This window comes from Pseudomonas guineae (assembly GCF_900113745.1).
Classification (GTDB): domain Bacteria; phylum Pseudomonadota; class Gammaproteobacteria; order Pseudomonadales; family Pseudomonadaceae; genus Aquipseudomonas; species Aquipseudomonas guineae.
The window spans coordinates 122,883-146,421 of the sequence record NZ_FOQL01000005.1; the positions used below are offsets into that span (position 1 = coordinate 122,883).

The 23,539-nt window shown below is 59.3% G+C and carries 19 protein-coding genes; 17 read left to right on the forward strand and 2 right to left on the reverse strand.

Features of this window, described 5'->3' with window-relative positions:
* The first annotated feature begins 255 nt into the window (after positions 1 to 255).
* Positions 256 to 1,359: a glycine-betaine demethylase subunit GbcB gene (gene gbcB, locus BMZ32_RS16865; protein ID WP_090244139.1), complete on the forward strand. Its 1,104-nt coding sequence runs from the start codon at positions 256 to 258 to the stop codon at positions 1,357 to 1,359.
* Between the two features lie 124 nt (positions 1,360 to 1,483).
* Here the strand turns inward: gbcB and gbdR are convergent, their stop codons facing one another.
* Together gbdR and BMZ32_RS16875 are read right to left on the reverse strand one after the other, a co-directional pair.
* Complete coding sequence (gene gbdR, locus BMZ32_RS16870) at positions 1,484 to 2,587, reverse strand: choline metabolism transcriptional regulator GbdR (RefSeq protein ID WP_090244140.1); 1,104 nt, start codon at positions 2,585 to 2,587, stop codon at positions 1,484 to 1,486.
* 476 nt (positions 2,588 to 3,063) lie between these two features.
* A complete protein-coding gene (locus tag BMZ32_RS16875; RefSeq protein WP_090244142.1) occupies positions 3,064 to 4,443 on the reverse strand; it encodes an L-serine ammonia-lyase in 1,380 nt (459 codons plus the stop codon).
* A 325-nt stretch (positions 4,444 to 4,768) separates the two neighbouring features.
* On the opposite strand from BMZ32_RS16875, the gene choX reads away from it, so the two are divergent.
* The 16 genes from choX to phaC all read left to right on the forward strand — a co-directional run bounded on the left by choX (position 4,769) and on the right by phaC (position 23,418).
* Positions 4,769 to 5,707 (forward strand): choline ABC transporter substrate-binding protein, encoded by a 939-nt coding sequence (choX, locus tag BMZ32_RS16880; RefSeq protein ID WP_090244144.1) that lies wholly within the window; start codon positions 4,769 to 4,771, stop codon positions 5,705 to 5,707.
* Between the two features lie 663 nt (positions 5,708 to 6,370).
* On the forward strand, positions 6,371 to 7,576 hold the full coding sequence (locus BMZ32_RS16885) for a quaternary amine ABC transporter ATP-binding protein (RefSeq protein ID WP_090244146.1): 1,206 nt from the start codon (positions 6,371 to 6,373) through the stop codon (positions 7,574 to 7,576).
* Complete coding sequence (locus tag BMZ32_RS16890; protein ID WP_090244148.1) at positions 7,569 to 8,450, forward strand: ABC transporter permease; 882 nt, start codon at positions 7,569 to 7,571, stop codon at positions 8,448 to 8,450. Before BMZ32_RS16885 ends, BMZ32_RS16890 begins: the two co-directional genes overlap by 8 nt.
* A gap of 30 nt (positions 8,451 to 8,480) precedes the next feature.
* The gene (locus tag BMZ32_RS16895; RefSeq protein WP_090244150.1) at positions 8,481 to 9,425 is read left to right on the forward strand and encodes a choline ABC transporter substrate-binding protein; all 945 of its coding nucleotides are present in this window, start codon (positions 8,481 to 8,483) and stop codon (positions 9,423 to 9,425) included.
* 236 nt (positions 9,426 to 9,661) lie between these two features.
* Positions 9,662 to 10,513 carry a glycine betaine ABC transporter substrate-binding protein gene (locus BMZ32_RS16900; protein ID WP_090244152.1) on the forward strand — a complete coding sequence of 284 codons (852 nt, stop codon included), beginning with the start codon at positions 9,662 to 9,664 and terminating at the stop codon, positions 10,511 to 10,513.
* Positions 10,514 to 10,710: 197 nt separating this feature from the next.
* A complete protein-coding gene (locus tag BMZ32_RS16905; protein WP_090244154.1) occupies positions 10,711 to 11,151 on the forward strand; it encodes a YtoQ family protein in 441 nt (146 codons plus the stop codon).
* Between the two features lie 199 nt (positions 11,152 to 11,350).
* On the forward strand, positions 11,351 to 11,941 hold the full coding sequence (locus BMZ32_RS16910; protein WP_090244156.1) for a DinB family protein: 591 nt from the start codon (positions 11,351 to 11,353) through the stop codon (positions 11,939 to 11,941).
* A 140-nt stretch (positions 11,942 to 12,081) separates the two neighbouring features.
* Complete coding sequence (betI, locus tag BMZ32_RS16915; protein ID WP_090244158.1) at positions 12,082 to 12,672, forward strand: transcriptional regulator BetI; 591 nt, start codon at positions 12,082 to 12,084, stop codon at positions 12,670 to 12,672.
* 180 nt (positions 12,673 to 12,852) lie between these two features.
* Complete coding sequence (betB, locus tag BMZ32_RS16920) at positions 12,853 to 14,322, forward strand: betaine-aldehyde dehydrogenase (protein ID WP_090244160.1); 1,470 nt, start codon at positions 12,853 to 12,855, stop codon at positions 14,320 to 14,322.
* A 200-nt stretch (positions 14,323 to 14,522) separates the two neighbouring features.
* Positions 14,523 to 16,211: a choline dehydrogenase gene (betA, locus tag BMZ32_RS16925; RefSeq protein ID WP_090244162.1), complete on the forward strand. Its 1,689-nt coding sequence runs from the start codon at positions 14,523 to 14,525 to the stop codon at positions 16,209 to 16,211.
* A 217-nt stretch (positions 16,212 to 16,428) separates the two neighbouring features.
* Positions 16,429 to 18,168: an arginine--tRNA ligase gene (gene argS / locus BMZ32_RS16930; RefSeq protein ID WP_090244323.1), complete on the forward strand. Its 1,740-nt coding sequence runs from the start codon at positions 16,429 to 16,431 to the stop codon at positions 18,166 to 18,168.
* Positions 18,169 to 18,846: an SPOR domain-containing protein gene (locus BMZ32_RS16935; RefSeq protein WP_090244164.1), complete on the forward strand. Its 678-nt coding sequence runs from the start codon at positions 18,169 to 18,171 to the stop codon at positions 18,844 to 18,846.
* Between the two features lie 141 nt (positions 18,847 to 18,987).
* The gene (hslV, locus tag BMZ32_RS16940) at positions 18,988 to 19,518 is read left to right on the forward strand and encodes an ATP-dependent protease subunit HslV (RefSeq protein WP_090244166.1); all 531 of its coding nucleotides are present in this window, start codon (positions 18,988 to 18,990) and stop codon (positions 19,516 to 19,518) included.
* Positions 19,519 to 19,545: 27 nt separating this feature from the next.
* Entirely contained in the window at positions 19,546 to 20,886 is a 1,341-nt protein-coding gene (hslU, locus tag BMZ32_RS16945; protein ID WP_090244168.1) for an HslU--HslV peptidase ATPase subunit, read from the forward strand.
* 91 nt (positions 20,887 to 20,977) lie between these two features.
* The gene (locus BMZ32_RS16950; RefSeq protein ID WP_090244170.1) at positions 20,978 to 21,352 is read left to right on the forward strand and encodes a gamma-butyrobetaine hydroxylase family protein; all 375 of its coding nucleotides are present in this window, start codon (positions 20,978 to 20,980) and stop codon (positions 21,350 to 21,352) included.
* A 386-nt stretch (positions 21,353 to 21,738) separates the two neighbouring features.
* Positions 21,739 to 23,418: a class II poly(R)-hydroxyalkanoic acid synthase gene (phaC, locus tag BMZ32_RS16955; protein ID WP_090244172.1), complete on the forward strand. Its 1,680-nt coding sequence runs from the start codon at positions 21,739 to 21,741 to the stop codon at positions 23,416 to 23,418.
* Positions 23,419 to 23,539: the final 121 nt, after the last annotated feature.

The window sequence follows — 23,539 nt, forward strand, 5'->3', positions numbered from 1 at the left end:
CGATGGCGCCTGAATGAAAAGGCAATTCGCTCATGACCTTATTATTCGGCTGGCTATGAGTTTGGCGCTGAGCGCAAGTAAATCCTTATCCATGGGCGACATAGCCGCATCCGTTTCCGACGCGGCAAACCAAGGCCTATGCGGCAGGTCGCGATAAGCATGAAAATGTCGCAGACAGATAAATGAACGGGCCTGGCAGTGCGCACAATTCGCATCATATAAGGCCGATGTCCGGCCGCGCGCGGAGAGACGTCCATGACGACGAACGACTTCCTCAACCCGGTCACCACCCAGACCTGGAGCAATGGCCGGCACATGGTGCGTTGCGTCAAAGCGATTCAGGAAACCTGGGACGTACGCACCTTCAGTTTTATGGCCGAACAACCGCTGTTGTATTTCTTCAAGCCTGGCCAGTTCGTCACCTTGGAGTTGGAGATCGACGGCCAGCCAGTGATGCGTTCTTACACCATCTCCAGCTCGCCAGCGGTGCCTTACAGCTTCTCCATCACCATTAAGCGGGTGCCTGGCGGCAAAGTCTCTAACTGGCTGCACGACAACCTCAAAGAAGGCGACGAGCTGCCCGTCCACGGCCCGGTTGGCTTGTTCAATGCCATCGATTTTCCCGCCGACAAGGTGCTCTACCTCAGCGGCGGTGTCGGTATCACCCCAGTGATGTCGATGGCACGCTGGTTCTATGACACCAACGCCAATGTCGACATGGTGTTCGTGCACAGCGCTCGCTCGCCCAAGGACATCATCTTCTACCGCGAGCTGGAGCACATGGCCGCGCGGATCAACAATTTCAGTCTGCATGTGATTTGTGAAAAGCATGGCCTGGGCGAAGCCTGGGCCGGCTACCGCGGCTACCTAAACCAGAAGATGCTAGAGCTGATGACTCCGGATTATCTAGAGCGGGAAATTTTCTGCTGCGGGCCGACGCCGTACATGAATGCGGTCAAGCGTCTACTCGAAATCAATGGCTTCGACATGCAGCGCTATCACGAGGAATCCTTCGGGGCGACGCCGGCCGATATCCGTGAAGAAGCCAAGGAACTAGCCGCCGAAGCCGCCGATGCCGATCCGGTACCGCTGGCGGATCAACACCAGGTGGAATTCACCAGCACCGGCAAGAGCATTCGCGTCGACCCAGGCGAAACCGTACACGCCGCCGCCGCCAAGCTCGGCCTACATATTCCCAAGGCCTGCGGCATGGGCATCTGCGGCACCTGCAAGGTAATGAAAACCGCCGGAGAGGTGACCATGGAGCACAACGGCGGGATTACCGACGAAGATGTGGCCGAGGGTTATATCTTGTCGTGCTGCAGCGTGCCGCAGGGTGATGTAACCATCGACTACTAGGGGCGACGCACCGCAAGTTGCGGCATTGTGGTTTAACCTGACCTGCTGCCTATTAACCTGTCGGCGTAACCGCTATAAAGCCAAGCGATTAAACGCTCGCCGTTACAGCGTCGCCGACCACCCCTTACAGCCTGACGCTGGCGAAAGTCGACTCGCCTTGGGCGCGAGTTAGCGCAGCCATGGCCGAGGACGTCGAGGGACGCATCAGGTCTTCCGGCATCGGTAGCACGCCGAGCACATTACCGCCCTGATGACCCGCGCGCTCATCGCGCGGAGGAATGCCGAAATACTCGCGGTAGCATTTGGAGAAATGCGGCGTGGAGACAAAGCCACACACCGAAGCCAACTCAATGATCGACATGCAGGTCTGCTTGAGCAGCTGACGCGCTCGAATCAGACGTAACTTGAGGTAATAGCGTGACGGCGAGCAGTGCAGGTATTTCTGGAACAAACGCTCCAGCTGGCGACGTGATACATCGACAAACAGCGCCAGTTGATCGAGGTCGATCGGCTCCTCCAAATTGGCCTCCATTAACGCGACGATTTCCTGCAGCTTCGGCTGATTAGTACCGAGCATGTGCTTGAGCGGTACCCGCTGATGGTCCTGCTCGTTACGGATTCGCTCATAGATAAACATTTCGGAAATCGCCGCCGCCAGTTCGCGGCCATGTTCGCGGCCGATCACGTGCAGCATCATATCCATCGGCGCGGTGCCGCCGGAGCTGGTGTGGCGATTGCGATCAATCGAGAACAACCGCGTGCTCACCCCCGCGCGCGGGAAAGATTCCTGCATTGAAGCCAGGCACTCCCAGTGCACACTGCAATCGAAGCCATCAAGCAGCCCGGCCTTAGCTAGCGCCCAACTGCCGGTGCATACCGCTCCCAACTGTGCACCATAACGTGCCTGACTTTGCAGCCACTGTATGTGCTCCCGGTTAACGCTTTGTTGAATGTTTACGCCACCGCAAACAATCACTGCATCCAGAAGCGGCGAGTCAGCTAGGTTGGTGTCAGGGGTAATGTGCAAACCATCACTGGCACTTACCGGTAAACCGTTATGGCTAAGGGTATGCCAGCGGTACAGCTCCTTACCGGAAAGCTGGTTGGCCATGCGTAGGGGCTCGACCGCCGAAGCCAGGGAGATCAGGGTAAAATTATCGAGCAGAAGAAAGCCGATGGACTGGGGAACACGGCTCAGGGGTTGTGCCCCTTGATTGAACTGTGACATCAGGTGAACCCTCACGCAAAGGTAAACAAGGTGTTGAGCCTTTATAGCAACGACTCTTCTTATGATTCTGGAACCGCATAACGCCAGATCTATAGACAGTACAACGCAAAGGGCGTGCCTATATTGACTGGCCGTTCAATTAAAAATATTAAGGTTCATTCAGAGCATGCGCCACTGGCGTTGGCAGGAGCGACAGACGCATTCTGTTTACGACCGCAAGCCTTGGCTGGCGAGGGGTTGAGCACTTCGGTAACACTGTCAGGCAAGTGCTTTGTCACCCCGCTACGCAGGGTAAAGCAGGCGTGGTAACGAACCCGCAGTCAGGCCATATTCGGCAGCATTGCGCCGCCTTATCCGCTGCATCGTTTAGCTATGCACCGCAATCGTGCACAGCGCTTGCGGCGCACTCAAATAAGCCCCTTCGCACGGGGATTAAAACCAGCCGGGACGACGCGCAACCGCTCGTAAACAGGCACTCAGCACTCAACAGCGCTAACCGCCAACCCACCGCGCGAGGTTTCTTTGTACTTGTCGTGCATGTCGGCGCCGGTGTCGCGCATGGTGCGGATCACCCGGTCCAGTGAAATGAAATGCTCACCGTCACCACGTAAGGCCATCTGTGCGGCATTGATCGCCTTTACGGCCGCAATCGCGTTGCGTTCGATGCACGGTACCTGCACCAAGCCGCCAACCGGGTCACAGGTCAGGCCGAGGTTGTGCTCTAAGCCAATCTCAGCGGCGTTTTCCACCTGCCCAGGCGTCGCTCCTAGAATCTCCGCTAATCCCGCCGCCGCCATGGCGCAGGCCGAACCGACCTCTCCCTGACAGCCAACCTCGGCCCCAGAGATAGAGGCATTTTTCTTGCACAGGATGCCAATGGCCGCAGCGGCCAGCAGGTAGTCCACTACATTGGCTTCGCTTACGGCCGGGCTAAAGCGTACGAAATAATGCAGAACCGCCGGGATAATCCCCGCCGCACCATTGGTTGGCGCGGTGACCATACGACCGCCGGCGGCGTTTTCCTCGTTCACCGCCAGGGCAAACAGGTTGACCCACTCCATGCCACTCAGGGTCGAGCCGATCACATTGGGTCTACTCATCTCCTGCAGGCTGCGGTGCAGCTTGGCCGCGCGACGCTTGACGTTAAGCCCGCCCGGTAGAATGCCTTCATGCTTGAGGCCCTGCTCGACGCACTCGCGCATGGCCTGCCACAGGCGCATCAGTCCGCTGCGGATTTCCGCCTCACTGCGCCAGGCCTTTTCGTTGGCCATCATTAGTTCTGAGATGCGCAAGTCGTGACTCCGGCACAGCTGCAACAACTGCTCGGCGCTGTCAAAGTCGTAAGGCAACACCGTGTGATCCAGATCCAATTGACCGCTAACGGCCTGTTCGGCATCCACCACAAAACCGCCGCCCACCGAGTAATAGGTATTTTCGTGCAGCAGGCTATCGTCTGCGGCAAATGCACTGAGGGTCATCGCATTGGGGTGGTAAGGCAGGTTCTCGTCCAGCAGCAACATATCGCGCGACCAATCGAAGGCGATGCTGAGCCGCCCACCGAGCTGCAACTGACCACTTTCCAATAGCGCGCTAATACGCGGCTCAATGCTGCTCGGGTCGATCTGATCAGGCCACTCGCCCATCAGGCCCATGATCACCGCCCGGTCACTGCCATGGCCGATGCCCGTAGCCGACAACGAACCGTACAAGCGCACCAATACCCGCACGGTGCGTTCCTGCAAACGCCGTTCGCTCAGCGCGCCGCTGAACAGCGCCGCCGCACGCATGGGCCCGACGGTATGCGAACTGGACGGACCAATGCCGATCTTAAACAAGTCAAACACGCTGATAGCCACGACTCTCTCCTACACGGTTGCTACATGCAGACCATGATCAGGATTTCACCACCCCGTCGCCGCCCCACACCGACCCGTCCATGCCTAAAGCCGTCAGCGTCTTTGTCCCGTATCAGACCGTGTGCCGCCCCAGACTTTCCATGCGTATAACCACCAATCACGACAACAACGTTCTACTTACGACCCTGCGTATAGGCAGAGGAGGAGCTGTGTCTGCATGATCGTCGCGTCCATGGATCGGTAGTCGCTGTTTACCCTGCCCGCCCCATGGCCGGATTGCACACTTACATAGGTGCACCCTGTCACCGCAACTGGGAGAGGCTTAATGAAACTAAGTACGCGCTGGCTGCTAGCCGCCGCCCTAAATATGCCGCTGCTGGCCCAAGCTGCAGAAGCGGCCAGCTGCGAAGTGATTCGCTTCTCCGATGTAGGCTGGACCGACATCACCGTAACTACAGCGGTCACTCGCCAGGTCCTCAGCGACCTCGGCTATCGCACCCGGGTAAAGCGCATGTCGGTTCCAGAAACCTACAAAGCCATGCAAGACGGCAAAATAGACATATTTCTCGGCAACTGGATGCCGAGCATGGAAAACGACATCAAGCCCTATGCCGCCAACGGCTCAGTGAAGACCCTCGGCGCCAACCTTGAGGGGGCCAAATACACCCTCGCGGTCAACCAGGCGGCCTATGACGGCGGCGTGGAGAACTTCGCCGATCTTGCGCGCTTTAGCAAGGAATTAGGCGGCAAGTTGTATGGCATCGAACCGGGCAACGATGGCAACAAGCTGATCCAGCAGATGATTGATAAGAATGCTTTCGGCTTGTCCGACTTCACCTTGGTGGAGTCCAGCGAGAACGGCATGCTGGCCCAGGTCAAACGGGCCGAGCACCTCAAACAATGGGTGGTGTTTCTCGGCTGGGCGCCGCACCCGATGAACAACCAGTTGCAGATGCATTACCTCGATGGCGGCGATGAGTTCTTCGGCCCCAACTACGGCGGCGCCACGGTGTACACCAACATCCGTGCCGGCCTGGCCAAAGAATGCCCAAATGTCACCCGTCTGCTGCAGAACCTGCGCTTCAGTTTGGAGATGGAAAGCTACCTGATGGGGGCGATTCTTAATAAGAACACCAACCCACGCCGCGAGGCCAAAGCCTGGCTAAAAGCTAACCCGCAAATACATGCTTCCTGGCTGCTGGGCGTAACAAGACTGAACGGTCAATCAATAAAAACTGCCGAAAACCTGTCAAGCGGAAATTAATTTGTCATTTTTTTCGAACACCACGCAGCCCCCTAACCACAGTGGCTGCGGCCACTTCAAAAGCTGTAAACCACGGCCGGCGCGGCTTGCAGCCTTGGCAACAGAGGTAAAAAGTCTGTTATGGTTTTTTTAGCAAACGGTATGTCGCCGCGTAACACGTCAGAGTCGCAAACCGACAATTGCGGCAATTTGAAGACTATATCGTTGAGTCAGCCGATTTCGTCGCTCTGACCTCCAGAGGAGGCAGAGACCGGGAGCCCACAGCCCCGGACCGAAGAATATATAAGCGCTGGCTCCTCATTGATGGGTGCCAGCCCAACAAGAAATTTCGGATGTACGCGCACCTCGGGTCGGGGTGTGTAAAACCCAAGGATTGGGCTTCGTAACACTGCCAGAGGGTATGGAACGCGGTTTGCAGCACGACACAGTAAGGTTTACCCATCAGCTCACCTTCGTTACGTCCATTGCTCACAAGGCAACTGGAGCGTCGCAGTGGTTGTGCTCGGATGCCCCTGATCTGTTGCGCAGCAAAGCACGCTCCCAACCTCGCAACCCAGCAAACACACACAGGCAAGAACAGTCGGCATCACCGCACGAACGCCAGCTGGCGCTCGCCCGGTTCCGCAGCACTGATCTAGATGTCTACTGAAGGGGAATCATCCCATGCAGTCTGGAAAAATCGTCGTCGAAAACCTCTACAAGGTATTCGGCCCGCAGCCACAAGAAGCCATTGAGCTGCTTAAACAGGGCTGGAGCAAGGAACGGATTCTTGCGGAAAAAGGCGCCGTTATTGGCGTTAGCGACGTGTCATTTAGCGTCGAAGAAGGTGAGATTTTTGTGCTGATGGGCCTCTCCGGCTCCGGCAAGTCGACCCTGATCCGCTTGATCAACCGCTTGGTTGAGCCCAGCGATGGCAACGTCTACATCGACGGGCAAAACGTCGCCAAGATGCCCAAGGCGGAACTCATCGACCTGCGCCGCCGCGACATGAGCATGGTCTTCCAGTCCTTCGCACTGATGCCTTCGCGCAGTGTGCTGGACAACGCCGCCTTCGGCCTCGAAGTGGCTGGCAAGAGCAAAAAGGTACGTGAAGAGCGCGCCATGCGCGTGCTCAAGCAGGTTGGCCTGGACACCTTTGCGCACAAGATGCCGCATGAGTTGTCTGGCGGCATGCAGCAGCGCGTCGGCCTGGCTCGCGCCCTGGCGGTGGACCCGTCGATGATCATCATGGACGAGGCATTCTCTGCCCTCGACCCGCTCAAGCGCCGCGAGATGCAAGACGTGCTGCTGGAGCTGCAGAAGACCGACCGGCGCACCATCATCTTCGTCTCTCACGATATCGAAGAAGCCATGCGCATCGGTACCCGCATCGGCATCATGGAAGGCGGCAAGCTGGTGCAGATCGGCACCCCGCAGGAGCTGATCGATAATCCCGCCAATGACTACGTGCGCAACTTCTTCAACACCGTCGACACCAACCGCTACCTCACGGCCGGTCAGTTGATGGCCGACAGCGTGCCGATCTATGTGCACAACGGCAAAGCGCCGGATGCACAAACGGTCTGCCAAGAGCTGCAGGATATGGACAAGCACTACGCCTTTATCGTCGACGAGCACAACAACTTCCAGGGCTCCATCAGCCTGGAAAAAATTGCCCTGCTGGTCGAAGGCGGCAGCAGCTGCGGCCTCGATGGCGATGTGTTGAAACAAATCAGTCCTCTCGCCGAAGACACCCCATTGGATCAGGTGATCGAACGCCTGGTGGATAACGAAGGGCCGATTCCGGTGATTGATGAACATGGCCACTACAGCGGCGCCATCAGCAAGGGTCGCCTGCTGACGCGCCTGCAGGGAGAGTCCCATGAGTGAGAAAAAACTCGACCTGGGCAGCTGGGTTAATGACATTGTGCAGCACCTGCTGGACAACTACAGCGATGGCTTCGACAGCGTTGGTGCGGTGGTCAATGGCTTCTCCGAAGGCATTGAATGGGTGTTGATGCTGCCACCCGCCTGGCTGCTGATCGCCATCTTTGTCGGCCTCGGCCTGTGGCGAATTGGCTACAAGTTCGCCATCTTCACCGCCGTGGCCTTCGTGCTGATCGTGCTCACCGGCTTCTGGGAGCAAACGGTGGTCACCCTAGGGCTGACCTTCTCCGCCACGTTAATCAGCCTGCTACTGGGCATACCGCTCGGGATCTGGGCGGCGCGCAGCGAGCGCGTGGCGACCATCATCCGGCCGATCCTCGACTTTATGCAGACCATGCCGGCGTTCGTTTATCTGATCCCCGCCGCCATGCTGTTCGGTCTCGGCCGTGTGCCGGGAATTATCGCCACGGTGATCTTCGCCATGCCGCCGGCGGTGCGTCTGACCAACCTGGGCATCCGCCAGGTCAACAAAGAAATCATCGAAGCCGGCCAGTCCTTCGGCTGCACCCCGCGTCAGCTATTGTTCAAGGTCCAGCTGCCCAACGCCATGCCGTCAATCATGGCCGGGGTCAACCAGACCATCATGATGGCGCTGTCGATGGTGATCATTGCCTCGATGGTCGGTGCCGGCGGCTTGGGTAACGACGTACTGGCCAGCATCCAGCGTCTGGACATCGGCCTGGGCTTCGAAAGTGGCATGGCCGTGGTGTTGCTGGCGATCATTCTTGACCGCATCACTGAAAGCTTCGGCACGCCGCAAACGGCCAACCGCAGCAGCCTATTCAGCTGGGTCAACAGCAAGCTGCAACGCCAGTAATCTAAATTTAACCATCACAGGGAATCGCAGATGAAGACGATTAAACAGCTCGCAGGCGTAGGCCTGCTCTCCGCCGCCATGCTCCAGAGCGCTTGGGCGCAAGAGCCAGAAAGCTGCAAGATGGTGCGCTTTGCCGAAATCGGCTGGGCCGACATCGCCGCCACCACCGGCGTCGCCATGACCCTCAGCGAAGGCCTGGGCTACCAGACCCGCAAAATCATGGCCTCAGTGCCAATCGCCTTTACCGGCGTGCAGAAAGGTCAGATCGACGTATTCCTCGGTTACTGGGCGCCGTCGATGGACGCCGTAATTGAACCGTTCCTGAAAGACGACGGCGTCAAGGTACTGCCCAAGGCCAACCTGGAAGGGGCCAAGTACACCCTGGCCGTGCCGACCTACGCAGCCGAAGCCGGGCTGAAAAGCTTTGCCGACATCGCCAAGTTCAAAGACCAGCTCAACGGCAAAATCTTCGGCATCGAGCCCGGCAACGACGGCAACCTGCTGATCGAAGGCATGATCAAGAGCAACCAGTTCGGCCTCGGCGACTTCCGCATGGTCGAATCCAGCGAAGCCGGTATGCTGGTGCAGCTGCAACGTGCGGTGCGTAAGAACGAGCCAGCGGTATTCCTCGGCTGGGCGCCGCACCCAATGAACACGCAGTACGACATCACCTACCTGGAAGGTGGCGATGACGTCTTCGGCCCAGACTTCGGCGCCGCCAAGGTCTTCACCGTCGTGCCACCCGATTACGAAGCGCGCTGCGCCAACGTCGGCAAACTGCTGAACAATCTGCAGTTCACCGTCGCCATTGAAAGCCAGTTGATGGAAAAGGTTCTGGAAAAACAGGACCCCACCACCGTCGCGGCCGAGTGGATCAAAGCCAACCCCGCCATTCTTGATCAGTGGCTGGCCGGTGTGACCACCTATGACGGCAAAGACGGCATTGCCGCTGTGAAAAAACACCTGGGCCTCTAAGCCCTAGCCCTTTTAGCCCCATCCTAAGATGGGGCTGAAAACACTTCCCGCACGATTTCAGCGGCCGCTTCGGCAGCCGTGACGGGGAGTTTTTGCCCGCGAACCGACGATCTACAAGCGCCTGTCGGCCATCGCAAAGGTGTACCTGCGTTAACACGCTGAATACGCCTGCTAGGCCCGCAATCAGAACGAGCCAGAACACCATTTGAACTGCCACTCAACTGACGGAGCATCCAATGCGCACACTTAAGACCCTTAGCCTCGGCCTTGCCGCCCTGGCACTCGGCATGGGCACCGCCCTTGCCGCCGAAAAACCCACCCTAAAAATCGGCTATGTAAATGGCTGGGACGACAGCGTCGCCGCCACCCATGTCGCCGGTGAAATCCTCCAGAGCAAGCTTGGCTACACCGTCGAACTGAAAGCGGTAGAACCCGCCATCATGTGGCAAGGCGTAGCCCGTGGCGACCTCGACGCCACCCTCTCCGCCTGGCTGCCCGCGACGCACGGCGAATACTTTGAAAAACTCAAAGACAAAGTCGAAGTGCTCGGCACCAACTACGCCGGCGCCAAAATCGGCCTGATCGTGCCCGACTACGTCGCGGCCAAAAGCATTGCCGACCTCAACACCTACAGCAAAGAATTCGACGGCAAAATCACCGGCATCGACGCCGGTGCCGGCGTTATGCGCCGCGCAGAAGAAGCCATTAAGGAATACGCCCTCACCGACATCAAACTGATGCCAAGCTCCGGCCCAGGCATGGCCACCGCCCTGACCCGCGCCGAAAAGAACAAGGAAGCGATTGTCGTCACCGGCTGGATCCCACACTGGATGTTCGCCAAGTGGAAACTGCGCTTCCTCGAAGACCCGAAAAAGGTTTTCGGTGATGACGAGCATGTCGACACCGTGGCCAATCCAATCATCAATACCAAAGCCCCTGAAGCTGCTGCCTTCCTGAAGAAGTTCTCCTGGAGCGGTGAAGAAGTGGGTTCGGTCATGCTCGCCATCCGCGATGGCGCCAAGCCAGAAGAAGCCGCCAAAGACTGGATCAGCAAAAACCCAGAGCGCGTGGCTGAATGGCTTAAATAAATAGCCCCGCCTGATTGAAAGAGGCGAGCTTATAGCTCGCCTTTTTTAGCCCCGTGTAACGCCAGCAACCTCCCCCAGCAGCTAATAGCTGCCCTAGCGAATCGCCTCCGGAAAAGGCCTGCCTACCGTGGCAAACTGGCTGACCGCTAAAAGGCCGTAACGCCTCCATTCATCACCCAGCTATTCAAGAGGTTCCCATGACCTGGACTGTTTATCTCTCCGGAGAGATCCATACCGACTGGCGCCAGCAAATTATGCAGGGCGCACAACAACTCGGCCTGAACATCACCTTCACCTCCGCCGTCACCGATCACGACAGCAGCGATGCCGCCGGCGACGTGCTGGGTGCTGAAAGCCAGCCATTCTGGCGCGATCACAAGTCATCCAAGGTCAATGCTATCCGCACCAAGAATCTGATCGAGCACTGCGACATTGCAGTAATCCGTTTCGGCGATAAGTACAAACAATGGAACGCGGCCTTCGACGCCGGGTATTGCGCGGCACTGGCCAAGCCCTATATCACCCTGCATAACGACGACATCATTCACCCGTTGAAAGAAGTCGATGCCGCTGCAATGGCGTGGGCGCAAACGCCCGAGCAGGTGGTCGAACTGCTGCGCTACGTAACGCACGCTTAAGCACCCAGGCATCTGCATCTGCGCTGCCAACGCAGATGCAGATGCAGATGCCTGGCGATGTTCAGCTTCGCAGAGTACGAACAGTATCGGCTCAAGTTCTTTGCCGATCCGGATGGCCTGGCGGCATTCAAGTATGCGGAGAGGCCCCGTGCGTGCTCAGCTCCGAGCGCACCTCCTCCGGCCGGTATTTGATGCCTGATTGAACGCCCACTGCCGAGTTAATCGCCATGCCTCAGCTACAGCACTTCAGTTACTCGCACGCTATAACGCGTGGATCAACAGCAAGCTTTATAACGCGGCTGATCAGCTTTCTCCGCAGGCGCTGAGGGAGGATCGCGGGGCGTATTTCACCTCCATCTTCGGCACCCTTAACCATATTGCGGTAGCCGACATTGTCTGGCTCAAGCGCTTTGCCGAGCACCCGGCCTGTAATCAATTGCGTGAGGCGCTCATTGATGTGCCACGGCCTACGGCCCTAGACCAGCAGGTATTCGATGCGCTGGCGCCGTTGCAAGCATTGCGTGGCCGGCTTGATGGGCAGATCAGCGACTGGGTGGCGGCATTGACGGAGCCGGATCTGGAACAGGTGCTGGCCTACGGCAATATGAAGGGCGTGCCAGCGCAACGCCCGTACGCCAGCCTGATGCTGCACTTCTTCAACCATCAGACCTACCATCGCGGGCAGGCCAGCACGCTGCTGTTCCAAGCGGGCCAGGACATTGGCGTTACTGATTTACTAGCACTAATTGCGGACATCGACACCCCGCATAATCCGCGCGCGGCGCACTGACTAGTCGAGCGACACCTCGCGCCTGCGCCATATCAATGACCGACAGGTCACCCCTGAAACGCCCGGTTTGATTGAACGTTCAACAATAAACGGCCTAGACTGCCTGTATTTCGGGGGCCACCCCACTGATGGAGAAATAGATGCCCAAGGTCGGAATGCAACCGATCCGCCGCTCACAATTGATCGCGGCGACTCTCGAAGCGGTTGACCAGGTCGGCATGGGGGATGCCAGCATTGCCTATATCGCACGGATCGCCGGAGTGTCCAACGGTATCATCAGCCATTACTTCCGCGACAAGAACGGCCTACTAGACGCCACCATGCGCCACCTGATGAAGGCACTCAATAATGCGGTACATGAGCGCCGTGCCAAGCTGCCGGAAGACCAAACACGCGAGCACTTGCGGGCAATCATCGAAGGCAACTTCGATGACAGCCAGGTCAATGGCCCGGCGATGAAGACTTGGCTGGCGTTCTGGGCCACCAGCATGCACCAGCCGGCGCTAAGGCGCTTGCAGCGGATCAATGACCTGCGCTTGTACTCCAACCTGTGCGGCCAATTCCGCCAAGTACTCCCGCAAGAGCAGGCACGCTCAGCAGCCCGTGGACTGGCCGCACTGATTGATGGTTTGTGGCTACGTGGCGCACTGTCGGGTGAAGGCTTCGACACCCAGCAAGCGATAGCGATCGCTTATGAATACCTCGACCTACAACTGGCTAAAGCCACCTAAACCCCGCTGGCAGCAGCCTGCCGCGCCCACAGCAAAGCAGGCGCTGCCATGTCGTGTTTAGCACGGCCTTGTCGCTTTCATTGATTGAACGTTCAATAAAAATACCTTAGCCTATACTCTATTCTATGCCGGCTCCTGCCCCGCGCACTGGCCGCTAACAACCAGACACGAGGACAGCCCATGCCCCGCTTCGACGAACAGCAGCTTTATATCGGTGGCCGCCATGTAACGGCTACCAGCGGCGAGACCTTCGATAGCATCAACCCCGCGAACGGCGAGGTATTAGCCGTGGTGCAGCAAGCCAGCCAAGCAGACGTCGAGCGCGCCGTAACCAGCGCCGCCGCTGGGCAAAAAGTCTGGGCGGCGATGACCGCTATGCAGCGCTCACGCATCCTGCGTAAGGCCGTGGATATTCTGCGCGAGCGCAACGATGAGCTGGCCGCACTGGAAACCCTCGACACAGGCAAGCCGCTGTCGGAAACCCGCTACGTCGATATCGTCACCGGCGCTGACGTGCTGGAGTACTACGCCGGTTTAGTCCCGGCCATAGAAGGCGAGCAGATCCCGCTGCGCGACAGCAGCTTCGTCTACACCCGCCGCGAGCCGCTGGGCGTGGTCGCCGGTATTGGTGCGTGGAATTACCCGATCCAGATCGCCCTGTGGAAATCCGCTCCGGCCCTGGCCGCCGGTAACGCGATGATTTTCAAACCCAGCGAAGTGACGCCGCTGTCGGCCATCAAACTAGCCGAAATTTACAGCGAAGCCGGCGTACCCGATGGCGTATTCAACGTATTGACCGGTGACGGCCAAGTGGGCCAATGGCTCACCGAGCACCCGGGCATCGAGAAAATCTCCTTTACCGGCGGTACCGTGACCGGCAAGAAGGTCATGGCCAGCGCCTCCAGCTCGTCACTAAAAGACGTAACCATGGAATTGGGCGGCAAGTCGCCGTTGATTATCTGTGCCGACGCCAACCTTGACCGTGCGGCCGACATCGCGATGATGGCCAACTTCTACAGCAGCGGTCAGGTGTGCACCAACGGTACGCGGGTGTTCGTACCACGCCCGCTGCTGGCCAGCTTCGAGAGCAAATTGCTCGAGCGAGTCAAGCGTATCCGCATTGGCAACCCACAGGATGAAGCCACCAACTTCGGCCCGCTGGTCAGTCTCGCCCACCTGGAAAAAGTCATGGCCTATATCGACAGCGGACGCGAGGAAGGCGCCCGCCTGCTGGTTGGCGGCCGACGCCTGAATGACGGCGAACTGGGCAACGGTGCTTATGTTGCACCCACGGTGTTCAGCGACTGCACCGACGCCATGCGCATCACCCGCGAAGAGATCTTCGGCCCGGTGATGAGCCTGTTGGCCTATGACAGTGAAGACGAAGTAGTCCAACGCGCTAACGCCACAGACTACGGCCTGGCTGCCGGTGTGGTCACTCCCGACCTGAACCGCGCGCATCGCCTGATCCACCAGCTTGAAGCGGGGATTTGCTGGATCAATACCTGGGGCGAATCGGCCGCGCAAATGCCCGTGGGCGGTTACAAGCAGTCCGGCGTTGGCCGCGAAAACGGCCTGACCACCCTGCAGCACTACACCCGCCTGAAATCAGTGCAACTCGAAATGGGCGATTTCGAGTCGGTGTTCTGATCGAGATCGTAGGGTGGGTTAGCGGCGCGGCGCAGCACGTTCATGCGCACCGCGGAGCAAGACGCCGCGTAACCCACCAGTTCGTCAATCCGATCGACCCGGTGGGTTACGGCGCACCGAGATCGGATGCATAACCAAGCCCGGTCTTGCGCCTAACCCACCCTACGGGTTGCGCATACCCGCTATTACAGGTGACGCCCATGACCCAAGAATTCGACTACATCATCATCGGCGCCGGCTCGGCCGGTAACGTATTGGCCACCCGCTTGACCGAAGACGCGGACGTCAGCGTCCTGCTGCTGGAAGCCGGCGGCCCCGATTACCGTCTGGACTTCCGCACCCAGATGCCGGCTGCCCTGGCCTTCCCGCTGCAAGGAAAACGCTACAACTGGGCCTACTTGACCGACCCAGAGCCGCATATGAACAACCGCCGCATGGAGTGCGGACGCGGCAAAGGCTTGGGTGGCTCGTCCTTGATCAACGGTATGTGCTACATCCGTGGCAACGCCATGGACTATGACGGCTGGGCCAAAGAACAGGGCCTGGAAGACTGGAGCTACCTAGATTGCCTGCCATACTTTCGAAAATCTGAAACCCGTGATACGGGCGGCAATGCCTACCACGGCGGTGATGGCCCGGTCAGCGTAACCACGCCGAAGCCCGGTAATAACCCGTTGTTCCACGCCATGATTGAAGCCGGCGTACAAGCCGGCTACCCGCGTACCGACGACCTCAACGGATTCCAGCAAGAAGGCTTCGGCCCAATGGACCGTACCGTGACGCCCGATGGCAGACGCGCCAGCACCGCGCGCGGCTACCTTGATCAGGCCCGCGAGCGGGCTAACCTGACCATCATCACCCACGCCCTGACCGACCGCATTCTGTTCGACGGTAAGCGCGCCATGGGCGTCGACTACCTGCACGGCGACAGCACCACACCCACCACCGTCAAGGCGCGCCGCGAAGTGCTGCTGTGCAGCGGCGCGATTGCCTCACCGCAAGTGCTACAACGCTCCGGCGTCGGCCCGGCAGCGCTGCTGCGTGAGCTGAACATCCCGCTGGTGCATGACCTGCCCGGCGTCGGCGAGAACCTGCAGGATCACCTCGAGCTGTACCTGCAATACGGCTGCACCCAGCCGGTGTCGCTGTACCCGGCGCTGCAATGGTGGAACCAGCCGATGATCGGCGCGCAGTGGTTGTTTCAAGGTAAAGGCATCGGTGCCAGCAACCAATTTGAAGCCGGCGGTTTCATCCGTTCCAGCGCCGAGTTCGAATGGCCGAACATCCAGTACCACTTCCTGCCGGTGGCGATTAATTACAACGGCAGCAACGCGGTTAAGGAGCATGGTTTCCAGGCGCATATGGGCTCCATGCGTTCGCCCAGTCGTGGCCGTATCCGGGTCACATCCAAAGACCCGCGCCAGCACCCAAGCATTCTCTTCAACTACATGGCTAACGAGCAGGACTGGCGCGAGTTCCGCGACGGCATCCGCATCACCCGTGAAATCATGGCGCAATCGGCGCTGGACCCGTATCGCGGCCGTGAAATCAGCCCCGGCCTGGACGTGCAGACCGATGCCCAGCTGGACGACTTTATTCGTGAGCATGCCGAAACCGCTTACCACCCCTCATGCTCGTGCAAGATGGGCGAAGACGCCATGGCCGTGGTCGATGGCCAGGGCCGCGTGCATGGTCTCGAAGGCTTGCGCGTGGTCGATGCCTCGATCATGCCGTTGATCACCACCGGCAACCTGAATGCCCCGACCATCATGATGGCCGAGAAGATTGCCGATAAAATCCGTGGCCGCAGCCCACTGCCCCGCAGCACGGCGCCCTACTACGTGGCGGGCAACGCCGCCGCACGCAATACGGCGCAACGCTCGGCCTAAGCCGCACCGAATGCCGCGAGGGCAGCAGCCTTTGCGGCGCTTCTTTAGCCAAGCCCGCCACACACCCAATCCGCTGTGACCGACCGCCCACCCGGCCGACCTTTAACCCGAGAAAACCACACGCTGCTTGAAGCTGCAGGCGAAGGCCGTCGATAATGCGCAGTTTTCAACCAGCGCCATTGTGCGCCGCCGCCCTCAACGGCCGACCGAGCAGACCATGAAAGACAGCATTCGCCACCTGATTCAGCAAGCCCTGACCCGCCTCACCGCCGAAGGCGTGCTGCCTGCGGGCCTGAGCCCGGCCATTCAGGTGGAGAACACCAAAGATAAGACCCACGGTGACTTCGCCAGCAACATCGCCATGATGCTGGCGAAACCGGCCGGCATGAAGCCGCGTGACCTGGCCGAGAAGCTGATTGCTGCACTGCCCGACGATGCAGGCATCAGCAAAGTCGAAATCGCTGGACCGGGCTTTCTCAACTTCTATCAGAACACCCAAGCCCTAGCCGCACGCCTGGATGATCTGCTCGCCGACGACAAACTCGGTGTACGCAAGGCCGGCAGCCCGCAAACCGTGGTGATCGACCTGTCCTCGCCGAACCTGGCCAAGGAAATGCACGTCGGCCACTTGCGTTCCACCATCATCGGTGACGCCGTGGCGCGGGTGCTGGAGTTCCTCGGTGACACGGTTATCCGCCAGAACCACGTCGGCGACTGGGGTACCCAGTTCGGCATGCTGCTGGCCTTTATGGAAGCCAATCCGGAGGCCGCCGAAAGCGAGCTGGCTGACCTCGAAGGTTTCTACCGCGCGGCGAAGAAGTGCTTCGACGACTCTGCCGAATTTGCCGAGCGCGCCCGCGAACTGGTGGTGCAACTGCAAGCCGGCGAGCCGGAGTGCATGCGCCTGTGGCACCGCTTCAATGATATTTCCCTGTCGCATTGCCAGAAGGCCTATGACCGCCTCGGCGTAAAGCTGTCGATGGCTGACGTCAAAGGCGAAAGCGCCTACAACGCCGAGCTGCCGGGGATCATCGACGCCCTGCGTGCTAAAGGCCTGCTCAGCGAGAGCAACGGCGCGCAGTGTGTATTCATGGACGAGTTCAAGAACGCCGAAGGCAACCCACTGCCGGTGATCGTGCAAAAGGCTGGTGGTGGCTACCTGTACGCCACCACCGATCTGGCCGCCATGCGTTACCGCAGCCAACAGCTCAAAGCCGACCGCGGCCTGTACTTTGTCGATCAGCGCCAAGCCCTGCACTTCCAGATGGCCTTCGAAGTCGCCCGCCGCGCCGGCTTTGTGCATGATGGCATGCAGCTCGAGCATATGGGCTTTGGCACCATGAACGGTGCCGACGGCCGCCCGTTCAAGACCCGCGATGGCGGCACGGTGAAACTCATCGACCTACTCGATGAAGCCGAAGAGCGCGCCTACTCCCTGGTCAAAGGTAAGAACCCGGAGCTGGACGAAGCCGAACTGCGTCAGATTGCCCATGCCGTCGGCATCGGCGCGGTCAAATACGCCGACCTGTCCAAGCACCGCACCAGCGATTACCGCTTCAACTTCGAGCTGATGCTGAGCTTTGAGGGCAACACCGCGCCTTATCTGCTCTACGCCTATACCCGTGTGGCCAGCATATTCCGCAAGTTGGGCAAGGGCTTTGAAGAGATCCAAGGCAGCCTCGACTTGCAGGCGGCCCACGAGATCGAACTGGCGGGCAAGCTGGCGCAGTTCGGCGAAGTGTTGAACGGCGTGGCCGACAAGGGTGAGCCGCACCAGCTGTGTGCCTACCTGTATGACCTGGCCGGGCTATTCTCCAGCTTCTACGAGCATTGCCCAATCCTCGCCGCCGAAGACTCGGCAACCCAGCAAAGCCGCCTGCGCTTGGCCGCCCTAACCGGTCGTACGCTTAAGCAGGGCCTGGAGTTGCTTGGCCTGGAAACCCTGGAGCGCATGTAAGTGGCAGTGAAGAAGAAGCCCGCCGCCAAACGCGGCGCCAGCCGCTATAAGGCCCCGGCGAAGAAGCCGGTACCTGGCTGGTTCTGGTTGGTCTGCGGCTTGGTGATTGGCGGCTTTATGGTATTTCTGTTCAGCCTTGAACCGGGCCGTGATGAGATCAAACGCAATAAGGTCGAGCAGGCGCGCGCCAACCAGGCCAGCAAGGCAGCGGCCAAACCCGCTCCCAGCGATCCACCCAAGCCCAAGTACGACTTCTATACCCTGCTACCCGAATCGGAAGTCATCTTGCCGCCGCAAGCCATTGAGCCGCCGGCGCCGCCCGCGCAGAAGCCGGTGAGCCCGGAAGAAGCGGCAAAGATTGATGCCGCCCGCGCCCAAGCGGCCCTCAACGGCCAAGTACCACCGCCGCCGCCAGTAGTCGCCCAAGGCCCGGTCAGCTCGCAGTTCTTCCTCCAGGCGGGCTCGTTCCGCCGCAAGGATGACGCCGACAGCCTGCGCGCGCAGATCATCCTGCTCGGGCAAAGCGTGAAGGTAGAGTCCGGCACCGTGCGCGAGGAAACCTGGCACCGCGTCTTGGTCGGCCCCTTCGCCAGCCGCGAGCAGCTTGGCCAGGCGCAGAAATCCCTCTCCGCCAGCGGTTTCAGCAACCTGCTGTTACAGCAGCGCCAGGTGCAATAACTCCGCTAACACCAGGCCCTGCGGCGCAGCCCGAAGACTTTTTGTCTGACCGTCTGCGCCCCAGGGCTTGAAGCAGGCCACCGCTGCCCCCACTTCATTCAGCATTGGGCACTTTCGCCCCGCTGCGTGGAGACTCTTCTCTTGACCACCATCGTTTCAGTACGCCGCAACGGCAAAGTCGTCATGGGCGGCGACGGCCAGGTGTCCCTCGGCAATACCGTGATGAAAGGCAATGCGAAAAAAGTTCGCCGCCTGTACCACGGCCAAGTGCTAGCCGGTTTTGCCGGTGCCACCGCCGACGCCTTTACCCTGTTTGAACGCTTCGAAGGCCAACTGGAAAAACACCAAGGTAATCTGGTGCGCGCCGCCGTCGAGCTGGCCAAAGACTGGCGTACCGATCGCTCACTGAGCCGCCTGGAAGCCATGCTGGCCGTGGCCAACAAAGACGCCTCACTAATCATCACCGGCAACGGCGACGTGGTTGAACCTGAACACGGCTTGATCGCCATGGGTTCCGGCGGTGGTTTCGCCCAAGCCGCGGCAATGGCCCTGCTGCAGAAAACCGAATTGAGCGCCCGTGAAATCACCGAAACCGCGTTGACCATTGCCGGTTCCATCTGTGTCTTCACCAATCAAAACCTGACCATTGAGGAGGAAGATTGCGCTGAATAAGCGCGTCTTTCTTTGGAGTATCGCCGCATGTCCATGACGCCCCGCGAGATCGTTCACGAGCTCAACCGCCACATCATCGGTCAGGATGACGCCAAGCGCGCCGTGGCCATCGCTCTGCGCAACCGCTGGCGGCGCATGCAGCTGCCGGCTGAGCTGCGCGCAGAAGTAACGCCAAAAAACATTCTGATGATCGGCCCGACCGGCGTCGGCAAGACCGAGATCGCCCGACGCCTGGCTAAATTAGCCAACGCACCCTTTATCAAGGTGGAAGCAACCAAATTCACCGAAGTCGGCTATGTCGGCCGCGACGTTGAATCGATCATCCGCGACCTCGCCGACGCGGCGATCAAGATGTTGCGCGAGCAGGAGATGATCAAGGTCCGCCACCGCGCCGAAGACGCCGCTGAAGAGCGCATCCTCGACGCCCTGCTGCCGCCGCCACGCGCCGGCTTCAATGAAGACCCAGCGCCGAGCAGCGACTCCAACACCCGTCAGCTGTTCCGCAAGCGCCTGCGTGAAGGCCAACTGGACGACAAGGACATCGAGATCGAAGTGGCTGACGCACCTGCCGGCATTGAAATCATGACCCCGCCGGGCATGGAAGAAATGACCAACCAGCTGCAAAGCTTGTTTTCTAACATGGGCAAAGGCAAGCAGAAGAGTCGCAAGCTCAAGGTTAAGGAAGCGCTGAAGCTGGTGCGCGACGAAGAAGCCGCGCGCCTGGTCAACGAGGAAGAACTCAAGGCTCAGGCCTTGGAAGCCGTAGAGCAGAATGGCATCGTGTTTATCGACGAGATCGATAAAGTCGCTAAGCGCGGCAACACCAGCGGTGCCGACGTTTCCCGCGAAGGCGTACAGCGCGATCTGCTACCGCTGATCGAAGGCTGCACGGTCAACACCAAGCTGGGCATGGTCAAAACCGACCATATCCTGTTTATCGCCTCCGGCGCCTTCCACCTGAGCAAGCCGAGTGACTTGGTGCCCGAGCTGCAAGGACGCCTGCCGATCCGTGTTGAACTGAAAGCCCTGACCCCAGAAGACTTCGAACGCATCCTTACCGAACCGCACGCCTCGCTGACCGAGCAATACGCGGCGCTGCTGAACACCGAAGGTCTGGGCATCCAGTTCGTCGCCGAGGGCATCAAACGCATCGCCGAGATTGCTTATCAGGTCAACGAGAAGACCGAGAACATTGGTGCGCGCCGCCTGCACACCTTGCTAGAGCGCCTACTGGAAGAAGTATCCTTCAGCGCCGGCGACCTGGCCGGTCTGCAGAATGGCGAGCCGATTGTGATCGACGCGGCCTACGTCAACAGCCACCTCGGCGAGCTGGCGCAGGATGAAGATCTGTCGCGCTATATCCTCTAACAGCCAACCGCGCGAAGCCGGATATGATCTGGGGCACTCATAGCAGAGCCCCAGATTGCATGCGGGCTACCGGGCAATACAGGACGCGAGCATGCGCATCCCCACCGCGATAAAACTACACAAAGCCTCGAAAACCCTGGAGCTGCACTACGGGGCTGACGAGCAGTACACCCTGCCCGCCGAGTTTCTCCGTGTGCATTCGCCCTCGGCGGAAGTCCAAGGCCACGGCCACCCCATCCTGCAAACCGGCAAGCTTAACGTCGGCCTGAGCAAGATCGAGCCGGCCGGCAACTACGCGCTCAAACTAAGCTTCGATGACGGCCACGACAGCGGCCTTTTCAGCTGGGATTACCTTGAGCAGTTGGCCTTGCGCCAGGCTGAACTGTGGCGCGACTACTTGGCCCAATTGAGCGCCGCCGGCAAATCTCGCGATCCCAACGTAAGCGCGGTCAAGTTAATGCTCTGAAGCGCCAAACCACAGATCTTCAGCGATTGACGCTGGCGCGTAGCGTTTTTCCTTATCCCGCCCCGACCATGCGACGGGCCAGCGCACCGCCGCAGCCCATCTAGCCTAAGGTCGCTCACCGGTTAGAGCGCATTTTCTAATCCTTCTCTGCATACTTCCTCCCCATACGGCCTAAATTGCGCCTCGCTTGCACAAAGCCATAAACTCGGGTAACCAAGTAACTGGAAAATCTCTCGTGGCCGGCGCTGCCCGTTACGGAAAGATTGCGGAACGATCCGCCCTTGGTAATCCAGGCAATACCTGGCCTTTAGAACCTGTTCAAAGCTTCGTGGGCTAGAGCCATGCAAGACGCCGGTATTTCGTCTCAGGACAATGGAGCGTTGTAGATGACAAATAAGAATAATGATGACCTGAAGACTCAGGCCTCCGAAAACACCTTGGGCCTCAACCCGGTAATTGGTATCCGCGGTAAAGACTTGCTCAGTTCTGCGCGTATCGTACTCAAGCAAGCCCTCAAGCAGCCCCTGCACAGCGCCAAACACCTGGCTCACTTCAGCCTCGAGCTGAAGAACGTGATGCTCGGCCAATCCGACCTCACTGCCGCAGACGGCGATCGTCGTTTTGCCGATCCGGCCTGGAGCCAGAACCCGCTCTATCGTCGCTACCTGCAGACTTACCTTGCCTGGCGTAAAGAGCTGCATGACTGGATCGAGCACAGCAATCTGTCCGAACAGGATGCCAGCCGTGGCCACTTCGTGATCAACCTGATGACCGAAGCCATGGCACCCACCAACAGCATGGCCAACCCGGCTGCGGTGAAGCGCTTCTTCGAAACCGGCGGCAAGAGCTTGCTCGACGGCCTGGGGCATCTGGCTAAAGACATCGTCAACAACGGCGGCATGCCTAGCCAAGTCAACATGAATGCCTTCGAGGTCGGCAAAACCCTGGCCACCACCGATGGCGCAGTGATTTTCCGCAACGACCTGCTCGAGCTGATCCAATACAAGCCGATCACCGAACAGGTGCAGGAGCGCCCTCTGTTGGTCGTACCGCCACAGATCAACAAGTTTTACGTGTTCGACCTGTCACCCGAAAAGAGCGTGGCGCGCTTCCTGTTGCGCAACGGCATCCAGACCTTTGTGGTGAGCTGGCGCAACCCGACCAAAGCGCACCGCGAATGGGGCCTGTCGACCTATATCGAAGCGCTGAAAGAAGCCATCGACGTGGTCAGCGCCGTCACCGGCAGCAAAGACATCAACATGCTCGGCGCCTGCTCCGGCGGCCTCACCACCACCTCGCTGCTGGGTCACTACGCGGCGCTGGGCGAGAAAAAGGTGCATGCCCTGACGCTACTGGTCAGCGTATTGGATAACCGCCTGGAGACAGACGTCGCGCTGTTTGCCGATGAGAAGAGCCTGGAAATGGCCAAGCGTCGCTCCTACCAAGCCGGCGTGCTGGAAGGCAAAGACATGGCCAAGGTGTTCGCCTGGATGCGCCCCAATGACCTGATCTGGAACTACTGGGTCAACAACTACCTGCTGGGTAACGAGCCGCCTGTGTTCGACATCCTCCACTGGAATAACGACACCACACGCCTGCCGGCGGCCTTGCATGGCGAGTTTATCGACATGTTCACGTCTAACCCCCTGATCCGTCCGGGTGCATTGGAAGTCTGCGGCACGCCAATCGATCTCAAGCAGGTCACCACTGACCTGTTCTGCGTAGCGGGCACCACCGACCACATTACGCCGTGGGAGTCCTGCTACAAATCGGCCAACCTGTTCGGCGGCAATGTCGAGTTCGTACTGTCTAACAGCGGGCATATCCAGAGCATTCTCAACCCGCCTGGCAACCCAAAATCACGCTACATGACCAACACCCAGATGTACGCGGACCCGAAAACCTGGCAAGCCAGCTCAACCAAGCACGCCGATTCCTGGTGGCTGCATTGGCAAACCTGGCTCGCCGAGCGCTCCGGTGAATTAAAAAAAGCACCGACCCAACTGGGCAATAAAAAACACCCTGCCGGCGAAGCCGCTCCCGGCACTTACGTTCACGAACGTTGATTTCTGCGCACTGCGCAGCACTGCCCGCGACACTGGACGTGTCGCCCCCCTACCCACTCTTTGAGCAGGTAGGGCGAACCAGGCTTCGCCCTGGCATTTCTGGAAAAGACCCGGAGGGTTT

Coding starts and splice junctions, on each gene's coding strand:
- gbcB (WP_090244139.1), top strand. CDS start 256: ATGACGACGAACGACTTCCTCAACCCGGTCACCACCCAGACCTGGAGC.
- gbdR (WP_090244140.1), bottom strand. CDS start 2,587: ATGTCACAGTTCAATCAAGGGGCACAACCCCTGAGCCGTGTTCCCCAG.
- choX (WP_090244144.1), top strand. CDS start 4,769: ATGAAACTAAGTACGCGCTGGCTGCTAGCCGCCGCCCTAAATATGCCG.
- BMZ32_RS16885 (WP_090244146.1), top strand. CDS start 6,371: ATGCAGTCTGGAAAAATCGTCGTCGAAAACCTCTACAAGGTATTCGGC.
- BMZ32_RS16890 (WP_090244148.1), top strand. CDS start 7,569: ATGAGTGAGAAAAAACTCGACCTGGGCAGCTGGGTTAATGACATTGTG.
- BMZ32_RS16895 (WP_090244150.1), top strand. CDS start 8,481: ATGAAGACGATTAAACAGCTCGCAGGCGTAGGCCTGCTCTCCGCCGCC.
- BMZ32_RS16900 (WP_090244152.1), top strand. CDS start 9,662: ATGCGCACACTTAAGACCCTTAGCCTCGGCCTTGCCGCCCTGGCACTC.
- BMZ32_RS16905 (WP_090244154.1), top strand. CDS start 10,711: ATGACCTGGACTGTTTATCTCTCCGGAGAGATCCATACCGACTGGCGC.
- betI (WP_090244158.1), top strand. CDS start 12,082: ATGCCCAAGGTCGGAATGCAACCGATCCGCCGCTCACAATTGATCGCG.
- betB (WP_090244160.1), top strand. CDS start 12,853: ATGCCCCGCTTCGACGAACAGCAGCTTTATATCGGTGGCCGCCATGTA.
- betA (WP_090244162.1), top strand. CDS start 14,523: ATGACCCAAGAATTCGACTACATCATCATCGGCGCCGGCTCGGCCGGT.
- argS (WP_090244323.1), top strand. CDS start 16,429: ATGAAAGACAGCATTCGCCACCTGATTCAGCAAGCCCTGACCCGCCTC.
- hslU (WP_090244168.1), top strand. CDS start 19,546: ATGTCCATGACGCCCCGCGAGATCGTTCACGAGCTCAACCGCCACATC.
- BMZ32_RS16950 (WP_090244170.1), top strand. CDS start 20,978: ATGCGCATCCCCACCGCGATAAAACTACACAAAGCCTCGAAAACCCTG.
- phaC (WP_090244172.1), top strand. CDS start 21,739: ATGACAAATAAGAATAATGATGACCTGAAGACTCAGGCCTCCGAAAAC.